Source organism: Cellulomonas taurus (assembly GCF_012931845.1).
Taxonomy (GTDB): Bacteria; Actinomycetota; Actinomycetes; order Actinomycetales; family Cellulomonadaceae; genus Cellulomonas; species Cellulomonas taurus.
The window spans coordinates 2,907,209-2,925,029 of record NZ_CP051884.1 but is presented as its reverse complement, the minus strand read 5'-3'; the positions used below and the strand labels follow the sequence as shown (position 1 = coordinate 2,925,029).

18 protein-coding genes are annotated in these 17,821 nt (G+C 72.3%); 14 read left to right on the top strand and 4 right to left on the bottom strand.

The features are described from left to right. Nucleotides 1-8: 8 nt before the first annotated feature. The 5 genes from HGK68_RS13545 (at nt 9) to HGK68_RS13525 (ending at nt 6,371) form a co-directional block, all read left to right on the top strand. A complete protein-coding gene (locus HGK68_RS13545) occupies nt 9-1,487 on the top strand; it encodes a GMC family oxidoreductase (RefSeq protein ID WP_169166442.1) in 1,479 nt (492 codons plus the stop codon). Nucleotides 1,488-1,734: 247 nt separating this feature from the next. Then, a complete protein-coding gene (locus HGK68_RS13540) occupies nt 1,735-4,122 on the top strand; it encodes a glycoside hydrolase family 3 C-terminal domain-containing protein (protein WP_169166441.1) in 2,388 nt (795 codons plus the stop codon). A 16-nt stretch (nt 4,123-4,138) separates the two neighbouring features. Continuing rightward, entirely contained in the window at nt 4,139-4,747 is a 609-nt protein-coding gene (locus HGK68_RS13535) for a hypothetical protein (RefSeq protein WP_169166440.1), read from the top strand. Continuing rightward, nucleotides 4,744-5,733, top strand: coding sequence for a glycosyltransferase family 2 protein (locus HGK68_RS13530; protein ID WP_169166439.1), 990 nt, complete (start codon nt 4,744-4,746; stop codon nt 5,731-5,733). Before HGK68_RS13535 ends, HGK68_RS13530 begins: the two co-directional genes overlap by 4 nt. A 101-nt stretch (nt 5,734-5,834) precedes the next feature. After that, nucleotides 5,835-6,371, top strand: a complete 537-nt coding sequence (locus tag HGK68_RS13525) for an alpha/beta hydrolase (protein ID WP_169166438.1) — start codon at nt 5,835-5,837, stop codon at nt 6,369-6,371. A 125-nt stretch (nt 6,372-6,496) separates the two neighbouring features. Here the strand turns inward: HGK68_RS13525 and HGK68_RS13520 are convergent, their stop codons facing one another. Beyond that, nucleotides 6,497-7,171 (bottom strand): response regulator transcription factor, encoded by a 675-nt coding sequence (locus HGK68_RS13520; RefSeq protein ID WP_169166437.1) that lies wholly within the window; start codon nt 7,169-7,171, stop codon nt 6,497-6,499. 83 nt (nt 7,172-7,254) lie between these two features. Between HGK68_RS13520 and HGK68_RS13515 the strand changes: the two genes are divergently transcribed. From HGK68_RS13515 to HGK68_RS13495, 5 genes are all read left to right on the top strand, one after another. Further along, nucleotides 7,255-8,424 (top strand): sensor histidine kinase, encoded by a 1,170-nt coding sequence (locus HGK68_RS13515; protein WP_169166436.1) that lies wholly within the window; start codon nt 7,255-7,257, stop codon nt 8,422-8,424. A 288-nt stretch (nt 8,425-8,712) separates the two neighbouring features. Continuing rightward, nucleotides 8,713-9,147: a hypothetical protein gene (locus HGK68_RS13510; protein WP_169166435.1), complete on the top strand. Its 435-nt coding sequence runs from the start codon at nt 8,713-8,715 to the stop codon at nt 9,145-9,147. Between the two features lie 43 nt (nt 9,148-9,190). Continuing rightward, entirely contained in the window at nt 9,191-9,736 is a 546-nt protein-coding gene (locus tag HGK68_RS13505; RefSeq protein ID WP_169166434.1) for a signal peptidase I, read from the top strand. Continuing rightward, on the top strand, nt 9,733-10,815 hold the full coding sequence (locus HGK68_RS13500; RefSeq protein ID WP_169166433.1) for a hypothetical protein: 1,083 nt from the start codon (nt 9,733-9,735) through the stop codon (nt 10,813-10,815). The genes HGK68_RS13505 and HGK68_RS13500 overlap by 4 nt, the downstream gene beginning before the upstream one ends. A 225-nt stretch (nt 10,816-11,040) precedes the next feature. Next, nucleotides 11,041-11,430, top strand: coding sequence for a hypothetical protein (locus HGK68_RS13495; protein ID WP_169166432.1), 390 nt, complete (start codon nt 11,041-11,043; stop codon nt 11,428-11,430). A gap of 1 nt (nt 11,431) precedes the next feature. On the opposite strand, the gene HGK68_RS13490 is transcribed toward HGK68_RS13495, so the two are convergent. Both HGK68_RS13490 and HGK68_RS13485 read right to left on the bottom strand, forming a co-directional pair. After that, nucleotides 11,432-12,226, bottom strand: a complete 795-nt coding sequence (locus tag HGK68_RS13490) for an SGNH/GDSL hydrolase family protein (protein WP_425483651.1) — start codon at nt 12,224-12,226, stop codon at nt 11,432-11,434. A gap of 17 nt (nt 12,227-12,243) precedes the next feature. Then, the gene (locus HGK68_RS13485; RefSeq protein WP_169166430.1) at nt 12,244-12,930 is read right to left on the bottom strand and encodes a uracil-DNA glycosylase; all 687 of its coding nucleotides are present in this window, start codon (nt 12,928-12,930) and stop codon (nt 12,244-12,246) included. A gap of 131 nt (nt 12,931-13,061) precedes the next feature. On the opposite strand from HGK68_RS13485, the gene HGK68_RS13480 reads away from it, so the two are divergent. The 3 genes from HGK68_RS13480 to HGK68_RS13470 all read left to right on the top strand — a co-directional run bounded on the left by HGK68_RS13480 (nt 13,062) and on the right by HGK68_RS13470 (nt 14,417). Next, nucleotides 13,062-13,346, top strand: a complete 285-nt coding sequence (locus HGK68_RS13480; protein ID WP_169166429.1) for a DUF3263 domain-containing protein — start codon at nt 13,062-13,064, stop codon at nt 13,344-13,346. An 82-nt stretch (nt 13,347-13,428) separates the two neighbouring features. Beyond that, nucleotides 13,429-14,070 carry a LytR C-terminal domain-containing protein gene (locus HGK68_RS13475; RefSeq protein ID WP_169166428.1) on the top strand — a complete coding sequence of 214 codons (642 nt, stop codon included), beginning with the start codon at nt 13,429-13,431 and terminating at the stop codon, nt 14,068-14,070. A gap of 143 nt (nt 14,071-14,213) precedes the next feature. Next, the gene (locus HGK68_RS13470) at nt 14,214-14,417 is read left to right on the top strand and encodes a cold-shock protein (protein WP_169166427.1); all 204 of its coding nucleotides are present in this window, start codon (nt 14,214-14,216) and stop codon (nt 14,415-14,417) included. A gap of 47 nt (nt 14,418-14,464) precedes the next feature. On the opposite strand, the gene HGK68_RS13465 is transcribed toward HGK68_RS13470, so the two are convergent. Next, nucleotides 14,465-15,745, bottom strand: coding sequence for a glycoside hydrolase family 15 protein (locus HGK68_RS13465; protein WP_169166426.1), 1,281 nt, complete (start codon nt 15,743-15,745; stop codon nt 14,465-14,467). Between the two features lie 241 nt (nt 15,746-15,986). On the opposite strand from HGK68_RS13465, the gene groL reads away from it, so the two are divergent. Beyond that, nucleotides 15,987-17,612, top strand: a complete 1,626-nt coding sequence (groL, locus tag HGK68_RS13460) for a chaperonin GroEL (protein WP_169166425.1) — start codon at nt 15,987-15,989, stop codon at nt 17,610-17,612. Nucleotides 17,613-17,821: the final 209 nt, after the last annotated feature.

Genomic DNA, 17,821 nt, shown 5'->3' with positions numbered 1-17,821 from the left:
GAGGACCGATGACCGACGAACTGCGTGCCGATGTCGTGGTGGTGGGCGGTGGTGCCGCGGGCTGCGTCCTGGCGGCACGGCTCAGCGAGGACGCCGACCGGACAGTGTTGCTGCTCGAAGCAGGCCCGGACTACGGCCCTCGTGACGACGGGCGGTGGCCGGACGACCTGCTCGACTGCCGATCGCCGGCGCGCAGCCACGACTGGGATCCCGGCTATCCGGCGCACTACTCGCGGGCCCGGGTGATCGGGGGGTCGTCGGTCAGCAACGCCTGCTGGACCCTGGTCGGTGCGCCGCCCGACTACGACGCATGGCGACCGTACTCGGGCGGTGCGTGGGACTACGCGACGCTCGCGCCGTACTTCACCGAGGCCCTGGCGACCATGCGGGTGCGCCAGGTGCCGGACAGCGACAAGAGCGACTGGCATCGAGCCGCCGTGGCGGGTGCCGTCCAGCTCGGCGTCCCCGTGCTCGACGACGTCAATGCCATCGACGCCACCGAAGGCACGGGCTGGGTCCCGCTCAACGCGGTCGGGCACACCCGGTGGAATGCGGCCTTCGCCTACCTCGACCCGGCGCGGGGTCGCCGGAACCTCCGTGTGGTCGCCCAGGCGTCTGCCAGCAGGTTGATCATCGAAGGTGATCGTTGCGTCGGTGTCGAGATCGTGCGAGCGGGTCGCCGGGAGGTGGTCGCGGCGGGCACGGTCGTGCTGGCGGCGGGCGCCTACGGGGATCCGCCGCTGCTGATGCGCAGCGGTATCGGACCCCGCTCCGTGCTGCGGGACCTCGGGGTTCGGGTGGCGCTCCCGTTGGAGGGGGTCGGCGCCAACCTGATCGACCATCCCAAGGTCCAGGTGAAGCTCGAGCCCACCGCCGCCCATGTCCTGCCGGACCATGAGGTCTACGTCCCGCAGAGCCTGGTGAAGGCGCGGTCCAGCATGGCCGAGGACGACTACTGGGACCTGCACATCGTGCCGACGGCAGGGCGGGCCGAGGATCACCTGGGGCAGTTCGTGGGCCCCCTCGAGGTGTCGATCCATGTGTTCGGGCTGGTGCCGCGCTCGCGGGGTTTCGTCCGGGCTCGATCGCTCGACCCGTCCGACACGCCCCTCATCGAGCCGCGGTACTTCAGCGACGCCGAGGGGTACGACCGGCGGGTCGTGCTCGACGGCGTCGACGTCGTGCACGCCCTCGCGGGGACGGCGCCGGTCAAGGAGCTCGCGACGTTGCAGCCGTGGACGTCGGCGCAGAGGGACGCCGTCGGTGGGACGCAGGCCGGCTACTGGCACCCCGTGGGCACCTGCGCCATGGGGCCCGACGGCGATGCGATGGCCGTCGCCGGCCCGGACGGGAAGGTGCACGGCCTGACGAACGTCCACATCGGCGACGCCTCCCTCATCCCCGTGGTGCCGCGCGCGAACACGAACCTGACGACCATCGCGGTCGCGGGCCGGGTTGCCGACCTCATCTCCCGAGGGCTCGGGTAGGGCACGACCGCAGGGCGATACCCCCACGGCGCGGCCGGCCGGCACGAGCAGCCGGTCCGCTCGCCGTGCAATGCCGTCCGACCGACAGGTTGTGCGCCCAAACCGACGGACCATCCATCCGCGCCCCCGCACCACCCCCCGCTCAGGTTCACTCGGTGCGTCGCCCCGACCAGGGCCGACCCGCACCCGTCGACGACGCATGGCCGCGCCGCCCGGGTGCCGCCAGGACGACTCGCCGAGGAGACGCATGACGGGCGTGGACGCGCTGACCCTGTTGGAGAAGGCGGCGCTGCTGACCGGTGGGTCGGTGTTCGGGACCCGGGAGCTGCCGCGGCGGGGGGTGCGCTCGCTGCTGATGGCGGACGGGCCGCATGGGGTGCGCAAGCAGCTGGGGTCGGCCGACCACCTGGGGATCGCGGCGTCGCAGGAGGCGACCTGCTTCCCGACGGCGGCGGCGGTGGCGAACTCGTGGGACCCGGAGCTGGCCGAGCGGGTGGGTGCGGCGCTGGGCGCCGAGGCGGCGGCGCAGGACGTGGACGTGCTGCTCGGCCCCGGGCTGAACATCAAGCGGTCGCCGGTGGGTGGCCGCAACTTCGAGTACTTCTCCGAGGACCCGCTGCTGTCGGGCAAGCTCGCGGCGGGCTACGTGCGCGGCATCCAGTCGCAGGGGGTGGCGGCCTGCCCGAAGCACTTCGCGGCGAACTCCCAGGAGCTGCGCCGGATGGCGTCGGACTCGATCGTGGACGAGCGCACGCTGCGTGAGGTCTACCTGTCGGCCTTCGGGATCGTGGTGACCGAGGCGCACCCGCGGTCGATCATGTCCTCCTACAACCTGATCAACGGGGTGTACGCCCACGAGGACCCGTTCCTGCTGGGCACCGTGCTGCGGGACGAGTGGGGCTTCGACGGGGCGGTGATCTCCGACTGGGGTGGCTCGAACGACATCGTGTCGGCGGTCGAGGCCGGTGGCACGCTGGAGATGCCGGCCGCGGGGCTGGACTCGGCGCGGCAGATCGTCCGGGCGGTGCGTGACGGCCGGCTGGCCGAGGCGGATCTGGACGCCCGGGCCGCGGAGGTGCTGCGCCTGATCGACGACGCGCGCGAGCCGGGCACCGCACCGGCGGTGGACCCGGACGCCCATCACCGGCTCGCCCGGGAGACGGCCGCGCGGTCGGCGGTGCTGCTCAAGAACCAGGACGCGGTGCTGCCCCTGGCGGCGGGCACCCGGGTCGCGGTGATCGGCGACTTCGCGCTGACCCCCCGGTACCAGGGTGCCGGGTCGTCGGCGGTGAACCCCACCCGGGTGGACAGCGTGGCCGAGCTGGTGGGCGACTCCGGCCTGGACCCGGTGGCGGTGCTGCCGGGCTTCCGCCGGGACGGTCGGCCGGACACCGAGCTGCGGGATGCCGCACTGGCGGCAGCCGGGCGGGCCGATGTGACCCTGCTGTTCCTCGGACTGCCGGAGGTCGCGGAGTCCGAGGGGATGGACCGCGCCGATCTGCGGCTGCCGGACGCCCAGGTGGAGCTGCTGACGGCGCTGGCCGGGTCGGGGGCGCGCGTGGTCGTGGTGCTCGCGGCCGGTGGTGTGGTCGAGATGCCGTGGCTGGACTCGGCGCAGGCGGTGCTGCACGCCTACCTCTCCGGCCAGGCGGGCGCGGGCGGCGTCCTGGACGTGCTGACCGGCGCGGTGAACCCCTCCGGCCGGTTGGCCGAGACGGTGCCCGTGACGCTGGGCGACACCCCGATGGCCGACCACTTCCCCTCCGAGGGCCAGTACGCGCAGTACCGCGAGGGCCTGTACGTCGGCTACCGCTACTTCACGACCGCGGGTGTCCCGGTGGCCTTCCCCTTCGGCTTCGGGCTGTCCTACACCGACTTCGCGCTGAGCGACCTGACCGCGACCCCCGAGTCGGCGACGGTGACCGTGACCAACACCGGCGACCGGGCCGGTGCGCACGTCGCGCAGGTGTACGCCCGCCGCCGGACCCCGGGTGTGCACCGGCCGACCCGGACCCTCGCCGGATTCGCCCGGGTGGAGCTGGCGGCGGGGGAGTCGCGCACCGTGACGATCCCGCTGGCCTCCTTCCGGCACTGGGACATCGCGACCGGTGCCTGGCAGGTGGAGTCGGGCACCTGGACGATCCTGGCCGGGTCGCACGTCGACGACCTGCCGCTGTCCGCCGACGTCGAGGTCACCGGAACCGTCGAGCCGCGCACCGAGGCACTGCCGGAGGCTTACCGCACCGGTCAGGTCGCCGCGGTCACCGACGCCGACTTCTCCGCGCTGCTCGGCCGCCCGCTGCCGGAACCGCGCCGGGCCGGGCCGCTCGGGGTGAACGACCCGCTGTCGGCGATGGAGCACGCCCCCTCACCGCTGGCCCGCCTCGCCTATCGGATCCTGGCCTCCCGGCGTGCGGCGGCCGATCGCAAGGGCGCGCCCGACCTGAACATCCTGTTCCTGCTCAACATGCCGTTCCGGGCCATCGGGAAGATGACCAACGGCATGGTCAGCACCGAGATGGTGGACGGCATCGTCCGGATCGTGAACGGGCACTTCTTCTCCGGCACGGGACGCACCGTGGCCGCATTCGTCCGCAACTGGTGCGCCAACCGGCGCACCGCCGCACAGCTCTGATCTGGAAGGCCCTCGCATGTCCCGCCTCACCGCCGCCTGGCGTCGTTTCGCCGTCAAGCGCCCCGGCCTCGCGCAGTTCATCGTGTTCCTGGTGCTGAGCAACGGCATCACCGTGCTGCAGCTGGCGTTGATGCCGTTGATCAAGTGGGTCTTCGGCATGACCTCGCTGGTGGACACGGCGTTCCAGGTGTGGCCGATCGGGTCGAACCCGGACGGGTCGCAGTACTTCATCTTCGATTACGCCGCCGGTGCGCTGCCCCAGGGCGGTGGCGGTCTCGCCTACTTCCTCGCGGTGCAGATCACGTTGCTGATCGCCCAGGTGATCAACTTCTTCGCCCAGCGGAGCATCACCTTCAAGTCGAATTCGTCGATCGGCAAGGCGGCGTTCTGGTACGCGATCGCCTACGTCATCATCACGATCCTGGCCGCCGCGGCGCAGGGCCTCTACAAGACCCCGATCTACGACCTGTTCATCGATACCTGGGGCTGGGGCGGCACCGGCGAGACGCTGGCCGACTTCGTCACCATGATCATCAACGCCGCGATCTCCTTCTGGGTGTTCTTCCCGATCTTCAAGGTGATCTTCAAGCAGGAGCCGGAGCCGAAGCCGGAGCCGGTGGCATGACCCCGGTGCTGACCGTCGTGGTCCCGGCCTACAACGCCGCCGGGTACCTGGGCCGGGCGCTGGACTCGGTGGTGGGGGTGGCCGGGGTCGAGGTGCTGGTCGTCGACGACGGATCCACCGATGACACCGCGGCTCTGGCCCAGCAGTACGTGGACCGGGGTCTGGCCCGGTTGATCCGGCAGGCCAACGGCGGGCACGGGGCGGCGATCAACACCGGCCTGGCGCACGCCCGCGGCGACTACCTCAAGGTGCTGGATGCCGACGACTGGTTGAACCCGCAGGCGCTGGCAGCGGTGGTCGAGCGGCTGAGCACCGGCCCCGAGGTCGATCTGCTGGTGTCGAACTTCGTCTACGAGAAGGTCGGCAAGAAGCACAAGACGGTGGTGCACTACCGGGGTGCCCTGCCGACCGGGGAGGCGATCGGCTGGCAGCGCACCCGCCGGTTCGCCAAGCGGCAGTACCTGATGATGCACGCCCTGACCTACCGCACCGCGGTGCTGCGCGAGGTCGGGCTGCGGCTGCCGGAGCACACCTTCTACGTGGACAACCTCTACGCGTTGGTGCCGCTGAGCCGGGTGCGGACGCTGACCTACCTGGATGTCGACCTGTACCGGTACTTCATCGGACGCTCCGACCAGTCGGTGCAGGAGTCGGTGATGCTGCGCCGCCTGGACCAGCAGCTCCGGGTGAACCGGCTGATGCTGGACCACGTCGCGTCGACGCCGGTGTCCGACCGGCGGTTGCGTGCGTACCGCCTGCACTACGTGGCGATCATCTGCGCGGTGTCCTCGATCCTGCTGATCCGGGCCGGGTCGTTGGCCGAGAAGGACAAGCTCTGGACCGAGCTGCGGGCGCAGGACCGCTGGCTGTACCGCCGGGTGCGCTGGTCGGTGCTCGGGCAGCTGAGCAACCTCCCGGGCCGGACCGGGCGCCGGGTGTCGGTGCTGGCCTACCGGGTGGCGCAGCGGGCGATCGGGTTCAGCTGAACCACCCCGGCTCGCCGACCCCGTCGCGGGACGCGCCGACCTGACCGACCGCGCGCCGGCGTGGGCAGGCGCGGCTGGTCGCGTCGCGGCAGGATGCGGCCATGACCCGCGCAGTGATCGTGCACGGTACCGGCGGCAGCCCGGATGTGGTCTGGCTGCCCTGGCTCGCCCAGCGGTTGGCGGCCCGCGGCTGGCAGGTCGACCGACCGCACTTCCCGGATGTGAACGTCACCCCGGTGGCGGACTTCCTGCCCGGTGCGCTGGCGCGGATGGCCGTCGACGCCGACACGGTGCTGATCGGGCACTCCGGGGGCGCTGCCCTGCTGCTGGCGGTGCTGGAGGCGATCGAGGTGCGGGTGCCCCAGGCGGTGCTGGTCGCCGGGTACAGCACCTCGCCCAGCGGTGACCCCGAGCCGGTGCTGCGGGAGTCGTACGACTGGGACCGGATCGCCGCCCATGCCGAGGACCTGGTGCTGATCAACTCGATGACCGACCCCTACGGCTGCGACTGGCGGCAGGGGATGGCGATCCGGGACCGGGTCGGCGGGACGCTGGTGATCCGGGACGAGGGGCACTTCGGCGACTGGAACCAGGAGTTCGACGAGTTCCCGCTCCTGGACCGCCTGATCCACGACTGACGACCGGCACCCGGACATGAAAAGGCCCTTGACCGCGCAGGGGGCAGGCGGCCAAGGGCGATACCCATCCTACAGGACGGTAGGGATTGGCCCCGGGTGAAGCGGTGTGACGCTGACCACCCGGATCAGCCGGCGGCTCGGCCGGTCTCCTCCAGCAGCCGCAGCGCCGCCGTGACCCGCGGGTTGCGTGCCGGGTCGGCGTCGATGCCGAGGGTGCCGTAGATCCCGTTGATGTGGTTCTGCACCGACTTCTCGGTGATGTGCAGCACCTCGCCGATGCCCGCGTTGGACAGTCCCTGTGCCAGGAGGCGGAGCACCGCGTACTGCCGGTCGGTCAGCCGTGCCACCGCCGAACCGGCCCGCGGCGACATCCGGTCCAGCAGCACCGGGTCCAGCGTCGTGCGCCCGGCGGCGGCGGCCCGGATCGCCTGCACCAGGGTGTCGGCGCTGGTCGACGTGGTCTTGGACAGGTAGCTCCACCCGCTGGCCACATCCGGCGGCAGATCGAGCAGCAGGTCCATCGCGTCGTGCGCCGACAGCAGCAGGATGCCGAGGTTCGGCTGGCCGCGGCGGACTGTCACGCCGAGCGCGATGCCGTTCCCGTCGGGCAGGTCGATGTCGAGCACCGCCACGTCGACGGCACCCGGGCGCAGCACGGCGGTGGCCTCACGGACCGTGCCCACCGACGCGACCACCCGCACACCGGGCGCGGAGCCCAGGGTCAGCTCCAACATGGAGCGGAACAGCGGCTGATCCTCGACGATGGCCACACGGATGGCACGGGCGGCGTTCTCGGTCATCGCCGCCCAGTATCGTCACTCCCGGCCCGCGACGTGCCGCGACGCGCGGAACGCATCGGGGCCGCCGACCACGGATGGTGACGATGAGGCTGGGACCCCGGGACGCCGATCACGCCGATCGGTGGGCACTGCTGTTCGCCACCGGGTCGGTCATGTCGGTGTTCGCCGTCGGTGCGGCGGTGCAGACCGCCTACATCTACAACAACCAGGTCGCCGACGGCGACGGGGTGCCGGTGCTGGCCCGGATCGCCGCGAACTCCGGCGCCGTGCTGGCGATGACCGCGCTGCTGGGCTGGCGTGGGGCGGAGCTCCCGGCCCGCGGCACCTGGCGGCTGATCGTCGGGGTGATCGGCGCCGGTCTGCTGGCGGGGCTGACCCGCGCGGTGCTGCAGGTGACCTTCGGCGTGTACGAGCCGTCGCATGTGACGGCCCTGGCCACCGACATGGCCAGCGCCTCCGTGGTGGCATGGATCGCGGCGGCGATCGGGTACACCACGATGCGCTCCCGACGACGGCTCCGGGCGCAGATGGAGCACGCCGCCCGGGGCCAGGTGCAAATCGAGCTGGCACTGTCGGCGCTGCAGCACGAGGAGGTCCGGGTCCGGCGCGAGGTCGCCGAGGGGTTGCACGGCACCGTGCAGCAGCGGCTGGTGCTGGTGGTCGCCCGGCTGGACAGGCTGGCGGCGCGGTTGGAGCGCGGCACCGTGGACGAGGCCGATCTGGAGCTGCTGGCCGAGCTCCGCGCCGAGATCGAGACCGTGCGCGAGGCGGACGTCCGGGCGACCAGTCGCATGCTGTACCCGGACCAGCTGGAGGTGGGCATGGTCCCGGCGATCCGCTCGCTGCTCGGCCGGATCCCGACCTCGGTGAACACCCGGCTCGGGGTCGAGCCGGAGATCCGTGCCCTGGACGACCCGGCCGCCTCGCGGCTGAGTCAGGGCGAGCGGCTGCTCGCGGTGCGGGTGGTCGAGGAAGCGGTGAGCAACGCCCTGCGGCACGGACATGCCGAGGTGATCGACGTCCGGCTCTCCCAGGAGGGCGAGGCCGTGGTGGTGTCGATCTGGGACGACGGGGTGGGCTTCGGTGATCGTCCGGGCCCGGCGTCCGGCACCGCGCGGCTGGCCGACCGGTTGCGGCTGGCCGGAGGTGAGCTGCGGCTGTCCTCGGTGCCGGGGGACGGCACGCAGGTGATCGCCCGGGTGCCGGTGGAGTCCCTGCGCGTGGGTGTGCCGCCGGCCCCCTCAGCTGGCTGAACGCATGCGGTGACGGCCCGGTCACCCGCCCGCCGGGACCTAGGTCCTACGGCAAACGGGTGACCCGAAACCTGGTGGTACCGGGTCGGATGTCCGCTTTGTCCCGGTCCGACCGGGTGAAAGTGGCTCACCCGTCCCGGGAGTTGGGTGTTTCCACCCAAAGGGCCTATCTGTGCAGGTGAGGGGCGGCTCTAGATTTCCCGCGCCTCGGTCGCCCGCGCCCTCCGCCCGCGTCCGGGGCGTCGTCATGCAGCCGTGACGTCCCCCTGACGACCTGGAAGGTCACTCATGTCCGCAGCCGCCGCTCCCCGTCGCACCACCCGCCGCAAGGTGGTCGCCTTCACCATCGCCGCCCTCGGCATCACCGGTCTGGGCCTGGCATCCGCCGCCCAGCTGAACCTGACCTCCGGCGCGCTGGGCGCGGGCACCACCGTGGTGGCCTCCTGCGACACCGACGGCGTGGCCGTGAAGTTCGCCGACACCTTCTCCTCCGCCGCCAAGGGCTACGCGGTCTCCGGGGTGACCCTCTCCGGTGTGGCCACCGCCTGCGCCGGTCAGAACATCACCATCGACCTGCTGGACAACGACCCGGCTGCCACCGCCACCTCGATCGGCACCCTGACCGGCGTGGTCCCGGCCGGCGGCGGCACCGTCACCATCCCGGTGACCAGCGCGGTCAAGGCCTCCGACGTCAAGGGCGTCGCGGTCGTCATCGCCAGCTGACCCAGGCATGACCCGGCACGGCCGCCCGGCCGCATCGACGGGGGTGACGCCCACGCGTCACCCCCGTTCGGCGCGCCTCCGGTCGGCCGCCGGGTGGGTGCTGACCGGGGCGCTGGTCGGGGTGCTGGTCTGGTTCGGCTGGCCGAGCACGCTGGGCGGCTGCACCACGCTGACCATCGTCTCCGGCCACTCCATGGAACCGACGTACTACACCGGTGACCTGGTGGTGTCCCGCTGCGGCGTGCCCGCGACCGGCGACGTGGTGGTCTACACCCCGCCCGGTGTGGACCACGGCCGGGTGATTCACCGCGTGGTCGGTGGCGATGCCGCCCACGGGTGGGCGATCCGTGGTGACAACAACGACTTCTACGACCCGTGGCGGCCCACCCAGGAGGACGTGCTCGGCATCGCGGTGCTGCACGTCCCGGGCCTGGGCCGGGTGGCGTCGATCCTGCTCGACCCGTGGGCCTGGGCATCGCTGCTGGTGATCGCGGGCGGCGTCCTGCTCTGGCCGTCGAAGCCCGGGCCGGACACCGCGCCCCCGACCGACACCGGCGCCGAGCGGCCGCTGCCGGAGCCGGTGGCATGAGCCGTTCGATGAGCCGCCGGATCGCCGCCACCGCGATCACCGCCCTGCTGGTGGTGATCGCGGTCTTCGGTCTGCACACCGCCAGCGCCGCGCAGCTGACCCTGCGCGGTGCCGCCCACCTGCTGACCTCCGCGACCCCGTGCACCCGGGCGGCGCTCGCCGCCACCCCCGGCACCGTCAGCGCCGGACGATCCAGCACCGTCGTGCTGAGCAACGTCCCCGCCGCCTGCTCCGGCGCGGCGCTCGCCCTGCGGCTCTATGCCGCCGACGGCACCCCCACCGCCACCGCCGACAGCACCGGCACCGCGGCGACCGGCACCGTGACCCTCACCGTCCCGAGCTACACCGCGGGCCAGGTCTCCGGCGTCGCCCTGCTGGTGAACGGCTGGTCGGTGCCGGTCACCTGGACGGCTCCGCTCGCCTTCGACGGCGGCCCGGTCACCCCGGGACCGGGCAGCACCTTCACCAACCTGACCTGGTCCCAGATCGCCAGCTCCGGCACCCAGGCCTGCTTCTCGGTGCAGGTCTCCGGTGCGGCCGGCACCACCTGGCGGGTGGACCTGCACCTGGATCAGCGACCGTTCAACGGGGTAGCCTCGGCCGACGGCTTCCAGGTGCACAGTCCCTGGTACGGCCAGGTGCTCGGCGCTCCGGCCAACAACGTGCTGTCCATCGGCGGTCGCGCCGGGAACAGCACCCTGGCGGCCGGGCAGTCGATCACCGTGACCGTCTGCCACTACAACCTGCCCGCCCCGCAGTACGACCCGGCGCTCAGCTACAGCCAGAGCTCGGCAGCCGTCACCGGCGATGCGAACTACGCCTGCATGACCACCAGCGTCGCGGTCACCGGCACCCCGCAGTTCTACGCCGGGTGGCGCGCCGACATCGACCTGCGGCCGCTGGTCGACTACCTGCGCGCCCAGGGCAGTGGCACCACCGCGCCACGGTTCACCGCCCCGGGGAACTACACGCTGGTCCAGCAGAGCGGCACCGTGTACCGGGTCACGCCCACCGCCTGGGACACCTGGGGCGTACGCGACGGATCCCCGCAGAGCGTCCAGGTCTGCGCCCAGCCCTGAGTCGACCGGGGTGCCCCGGGCAGCGACGCCGGGGTGCCCCGGACAGCGCCGCCGGCTCCGAGCCCAGCCCCGGCCCCGGCTGGCGCGACGGGGTGCCCGGGGCCGGTGCGACGTCCCCCGCCGGAGTGAACTTCGGCCCAGGATGCTCACCGGGCACCGCGGGCGGACGATGGGGCGATACCGGACGATGGATCGGCCGGGTTGTTGTCCACGGAAGGGACACCGATGGGGCTCACTCGTGCCCGCCGGACTGCGGGTGTCACGTTGGCGCTGCTCGGCGGCGCGGGACTGGCGGTGTCGGCCGCCCGCGCGATGACCTGGGAGCAGCTCGGGCCGGTGTCCGCCGGGACCTGCGTGGTGGACTCGATCCGGATCGGCTACGACGTCGACTACGACCAGTCGGTCGGCGGCTATGCGGTGACCACCGCCCAGCTGACCGGGGTGCCCGAGGGCTGTTCCGGCCGGGAGCTGGCGCTCACGCTCCGGGACACCGCCGACCGGGCATTGTCCGAGTCGCGGACGGCCGTGACCGCGCCGACCACCACGGTGTCCCTCACCGGATCGGTGCCCGCCGAGCAGGTCGCGGGGGCCTCGGTGGCGGTGGTCGGCGACTGAGTCAGACCTCGGTCAGCTCGGGTCGCTTGGCCCGGCGGCCGTCACCGGAGCTGGTGCCGTGCAGTCGGTGGGTGGCCCACGGGTAGACGTGGCTGCGCAGCCACTCGGCGTCGGCGCGGGCCTGGGCGGCGCGGGAGACCGGGGGAGCCGGGGCGAGCGGCTCGTCCCAGGCGGCGTCGTCCGGCGTGAGACCGAGGGCGACCAGGGCGCCCTGGGCGACCCGGGCGTGCGATTCGGTGGTCAGGTGGATCCGGTCGGGCGCCCACATCCGCAGGTCCTTGAGGTGGCGCATCCCCCACAGGTCGACCACGTAGGCACCGTGCCGCCGGGCGATCGACCACAGGTGCGCGTTGAAGATCGCGACCCGCGGCCGGGTGGCGGTCATCAGCCCGGCACCGGCCACGTCCATCCCGGTGGCCAGCAGGACATCGGCACCGGTGGCCCGGATCCGCTCCACCGCCGCCTCCAGGTTGCGCGCGAGCCGGTCGACATCGGCCGCCGGGCGCAGGATGTCGTTGCCGCCGCCGACCAGGCTGACCAGGTCGGGCTCCATCCGCAGCGCCGCCGGGACCTGCTCGGTCACGATCGGCCGGAGCAGCTTGCCGCGCACCGCGAGGTTCGCGTACCGCAGCGGGGCGAGCCCGGCCGCGCGCCGACGGACGGACAGGTGCCCGGCCAGCACATCGGCCCAGCCGCGCATCGGCGCGTCCTGACCGTGGGGCGCGTCCCAGAGTCCCTCGCTGAACGAGTCCCCGACGGCGACGTAGCGCTCCCAGCGCGGCAGATCCGTGGTCATGGCAGCCATTCTCCCCCTCAGGCCAACGCCCAGTCGATCGGCTCGGCACCCTGTTCGGTCAACAGCTGGTTCACCCGGGAGAAGGGTCGGGAGCCGAAGAACCCCCGGCTGGCCGACAGCGGACTCGGGTGCGCGCTCTCCACCGTGGGCACACCGGCGAGCCGGGGCCGCAGCGACTGGGCGTCCCGGCCCCAGAGGATCGCGACCAGCGGCCCGCCGCGCTCCACCAGGGCCTCGATCGCCCGGTCGGTGACCTGCTCCCATCCCTTGCCCCGGTGCGAGGCCGCCGCGCCGGGGCGCACCGTCAGCACCCGGTTGAGCAGCATGACCCCACGGTCCGCCCAGGTCGACAGGTCCCCGTTCCCGTGCGGCGGGATGCCGAGGTCGGCCTCCAGCTCCGTGAAGATGTTGGTCAGGGACCGGGGGAGCGGGCGCACCGTCGGCTGCACGGAGAACGACAGGCCCATCGGGTGACCAGGCGTCGGATAGGGGTCCTGCCCGACGACCAGCACCCGGACCTCGGCCAGCGGTCGGCGGAAGGCGTTCAGGATCGCGTCCCCGGCCGGCAGATACCCGTGACCGGCCGCGACCTCGGACCGCAGGAAGTCCCCCATCGCGTGGATCTGCTGCTCCACCGGCGCCAGGGCCGCCGCCCAGTCGGCGGCGATCAGATCGGACAGGGGTGCGGGGGCGTGCGTGGTCACCCGGCGAGGGTAGCCAGCAGCGGCCCGCCGTGGGGCCGGAACGCTGACCGGCACGAATGACACCCGTGTGATTCGGGTCGTACGATGACGCGGTTGATCCCAGCAGGGCACGCAGGACGAGGGAGGCACGGATGAGCGCGACGGCCGAGACGTTCCAGGTCGACGGCGGCCTCTCCGAGCGCGATCAGCAGGTGCTGGCCTTCGAGCGGCAGTGGTGGAAGTACGCCGGTGCCAAGGAGCAGGCGATCCGCGAGCTCTTCGACATGTCGGCGACCCGGTACTACCAGGTGCTCAACGCGCTGATCGACGACCCGGCTGCCCTCGCGCACGACCCGATGCTGGTCAAGCGGCTGCGGCGGATGCGCTCGACCCGGCAGCGGCAGCGCACGGCCCGGCGTCTCGGCTCCGACGCCTGACGCGCCGACCTGCACACCTTCTCCACGCCGTGCGCCCGCGCCGGTTCCCTGGCCCCGGAGCTGAGCCGCTAGCCTGTCCGGCGTGACGAAGGGCAACTACCCGTATCCCGAGGACGAGTTCGACGCCGAACCGGGCGTGGACACGCCGGTCGGTGTGCACCGCGCACCCCGGACCTGGTGGTCGCGCTGGTGGCCCTTCGTGGCGGTGATCGTGCTGGTGCCCGCCGTCACCATCGGCGCCGTGCTCTGGGCCTCGTCCTGGGACGGCCTGGGGAACAAGAACGACCAGGCGAACGTCGAGCTGACCGATGACCCGGTGGACACCCCCACCGACGGTGCCGCGGACGCCGAGCAGCCGGGCGACCCGGCTGCCACCGACGGCAGCACCGACGGTGAGCAGGCGCCGGAGGCCCCGGCCACCGAGGAGCCCCCGGCGGCCACCGTCGACTACGCCCAGGCGATCGACGTGCTCAACGCGGCGAACCGCCAGGGCCTGGCGGCGGACGTCGCCGACCGGCTCGGCACCGCCGGGTTCACCTCGGTCACCGCCGGCAACGGCAGCGCCTCGATCGCGGACGTGACGACGGTGTTCTACGCCTCGCCGGAGCTGCAGCCGACCGCGCAGGCGGTGGCCGACAGCCTGGGGATCACGACGGTCACCGAGTCCGCGGACAACGCCGGGAGCGGCGTGACGGTGCTGCTGCGCCGCGACTTCGCCAACTGAGCCGCGACCGCCACGGCTGATCCGCCGGAATCACCCCTTTCGCCCTCACTCGGGCGCGGCTACGCTCAGCGCCACGCCGCAGACAGTCCCGCTCGGGGCCGCTGTGGCGGTGTCAGCCGAACACCCAGTCGCAGGAGCACCGCATGTCGCAGGGCACCGTCAAGTGGTTCAACGCCGAGAAGGGCTACGGGTTCATCACCCCGGCCGACGGCACTCAGGATCTGTTCGTGCACTTCAGCGCGATCCAGACCGAGGGCTACCGCAGCCTCGAGGAGGGCCAGAACGTCGAGTTCGAGGTCGGTCAGGGCACCAAGGGTCCCCAGGCCGAGCAGGTTCGACCGCTCTGAGACCACGACCGACGGGGTCGAGGCGCGCCCCGGTGCGCTCGGCCCCGTCAGTCGTCCAGGGCGTCGACCGCCAGCACCACACACGCGGCGGTCCAGGCGAGGGGTGCCACGGCGGCCGGTGAGCCGTCGTCCAGCACCTTCTCCGGCAGTGCCCCCAGATCGGTCCGGTGCGCGTCCAGCCAGTCCAGCCAGGCGACCGCCTGGTCGCGGTCGCCGTTGCTCGCCGCGGTGAGCGCGTACAGCGAGGTCTGAGGCGTCCAGGAGATGCCGTCCTGCCGCCAGCCGGCGCCCGGTGCCAGTCCACCGGCCGGACGTGCCATGTCGGCGGCCGACTCCTGCCAGGCGGACAGCGCGCCGTCCAGGGCGGTCGGCTGGAACGGCGGCAGGGTGAAGGCGCTCGCCGCATCCGCCAGGTCGCCGTCCGCGTAGCGCCCGAACTCGTCGAAGTCCTCCTGGATCGCGGTCCGGGTCAGGTCGGCGGCCGAGCGGGCCGCCGCCGCCGCCGTCGCGTCGCCGAGCAGGGTGTAGAACGCCGAGGCGCCCTCCAGCCCGGCCAGCACCGGCGCCACGGTGCCCAGGGTGAGCTCGCTCTCGTGCACCTCCCAGTAGTCGGGTGACGCCTCCGGCAGGCCGTCCCCGGCGACCAGGCGTTCGGCATGGCGTGCCGTGATGTCCACCAGCGGGCGCAGCGTGGTGGCGGTGGCCACCGGGTCGTCGGCGGCGATCGCCACCTCGTGCGCGGCCCACAGCACCCATCCGGTGCCGTCGGTCTGCTCGCCGCGGTCGTCCGGGGTGTCGCCGGTGCCGTCGGGCAGGTAGCGGGCTTGGAACGACCCGTCGGGCTCCTGGACGCCGGCGAGGAAGTCCAGGATCGCCAGCGCGTCCTCGACGTGGCCGGTGCGAGCCAGGGCGACCGCCACGAAGGACGAGTCCCGGGGCCAGACGTAGCGCCAGTACGGCGACCAGGCGGCCACCGCGGCACCGTCGTCCAGCACCAGGGTGTGCAGGTCCAGCAGGGCGTCGGTGACCAGATCCGCGTAGGGGCCCTCGGCGCCGGGCAAGTCACCGGCCGCCAGCCAGGCGCGTTGCTCGGCGGCCAGGGCGTCGTCGGTGTCGGTGGTGGGGTCGTCCAGCACGCGGGTGCCGTCGTGCAGCAGCGGTTCCGCGCCCTCGGGGACCAGGGTGCGGCTGCCGTCCGCCTCCAGGACGACCCCCTCGGAGTACAGCGCGATCCGGGCGCTGCGCGGGCCGCTCGCCCCCCAGGTGACCAGCCCGACGGCGAGGGCGGACAGCGCGACGACGGCGGTGGCGGCGCGCGCGGCTGACATGGACAGACACCGTAAACCACCGGTCGTTCGCGCTCAGACGATTCCGGGACCGGACCTTGCACTCGCAGGGGTCGAGTGCTAACCATTGACTTAGCACTCTCCGGTGGAGAGTGACAGAATCGAGAACATCAGGCCGACCGATGAGGTCAGCCGCGCACCGGGACCTGACCGGTGGGCGGCGGACCGTCCGTCGCGGGCATCAGCCGGCCGCCCAAGCCACCAGTGAAGGATCGATAGCCCCATGGCCAAGATCATTGCCTTCAACGAGGAGGCCCGCCGCGGTATCGAGCGTGGACTGAACGTCCTCGCCGACACCGTCAAGGTCACCCTGGGCCCCAAGGGCCGCAACGTCGTGCTGGACAAGAAGTGGGGCGCCCCCACGATCACCAACGACGGTGTCTCCATCGCCAAGGAGATCGACCTCGAGGACCCGTACGAGAAGATCGGTGCGGAGCTCGTCAAGGAGGTCGCCAAGAAGACCGACGACGTCGCGGGTGACGGCACCACCACCGCCACCGTGCTGGCCCAGGCGCTGGTGCGCGAGGGTCTGCGCAACGTGGCCGCCGGCGCCAACCCGATCGCCCTGAAGAAGGGCATCGAGAAGGCCGTCGCCGCCGTGACCGAGCAGCTCCTGGCCCAGGCCAAGGAGATCGAGACCAAGGAGCAGATCGCCGCCACCGCCGCGATCTCCGCCGGTGACGCCGCGATCGGTGAGCTGATCGCCGAGGCGCTGGACAAGGTCGGCAAGGAAGGCGTCATCACGGTCGAGGAGTCCAACGCTCTCGGCCTGGAGCTCGAGCTGACCGAGGGCATGCGCTTCGACAAGGGCTTCCTGTCGGCGTACTTCGTCACCGACCCGGAGCGCCAGGAGGCGATCCTCGAGGACGCCTACGTCCTGCTGGTCGAGTCGAAGATCTCGAACGTCAAGGACCTGCTGCCGCTGCTGGAGAAGGTCATCCAGACCGGCAAGCCGCTGATCATCGTGGCCGAGGACGTCGAGTCCGAGGCGCTGGCGACCCTGGTCGTCAACCGCATCCGTGGCATCTTCAAGTCCGTCGCCGTCAAGGCCCCGGGCTTCGGCGACCGCCGCAAGGCGATGCTGCAGGACATGGCCATCCTCACCGGTGGTCAGGTCGTCTCCGAGACCGTCGGCCTCAAGCTGGACCAGGTCGGCCTCGAGGTGCTCGGCACCGCCCGCAAGGTCGTCGTGACCAAGGACGAGACCACCATCGTCGAGGGTGGCGGCTCCGCGGAGCAGATCGCCGGCCGGGTCAACCAGATCCGCGCCGAGATCGACAACTCCGACTCGGACTACGACCGCGAGAAGCTGCAGGAGCGCCTGGCCAAGCTGGCCGGTGGCGTCGCCGTCATCAAGGCGGGTGCCGCGACCGAGGTCGAGCTCAAGGAGCGCAAGCACCGCATCGAGGACGCCGTCCGCAACGCGAAGGCAGCCGTCGAGGAGGGCATCGTCGCCGGCGGTGGCGTCGCCCTGATCCAGGCCGGCAAGACCGCGTTCGAGACCCTCGAGCTGGTCGGTGACGAGGCGACCGGTGCGAACATCGTCAAGGTCGCCATCGACGCCCCGCTGAAGCAGATCGCCGTCAACGCCGGTCTCGAGGGTGGCGTGGTCGCCGAGCGCGTCCGCAACCTGCCCGCCGGTCAGGGCCTCAACGCCGCCACCGGCGAGTACGAGGACCTGCTGGCCGCCGGTGTGAACGACCCGGTGAAGGTGACCCGTTCCGCGCTGCAGAACGCGTCCTCCATCGCCGCGCTGTTCCTCACCACCGAGGCAGTCGTCGCCGACAAGCCGGAGAAGGCCGCCCCGGCCGCCCCGGACGCCGGTGGCATGGGCGGCATGGACTTCTGAGTCCCGCCCACTGACAGCGCAGCGGTCGGTCACCCCCTCGGGGGTGGCCGGCCGTTCCGTTGCACCGCCCACGCGCCGATCCGGCGAGCAGAGAGTGCGGCGGGCTCCGTGCGTCGAGTTCGGCACTTCCGCCCCGAGTTCGGCAGCGCGGGTGCCGAACTCGGGGCCGAACCCACGAACTCGGCAGGACCCGGGCTGACGACTCCGGG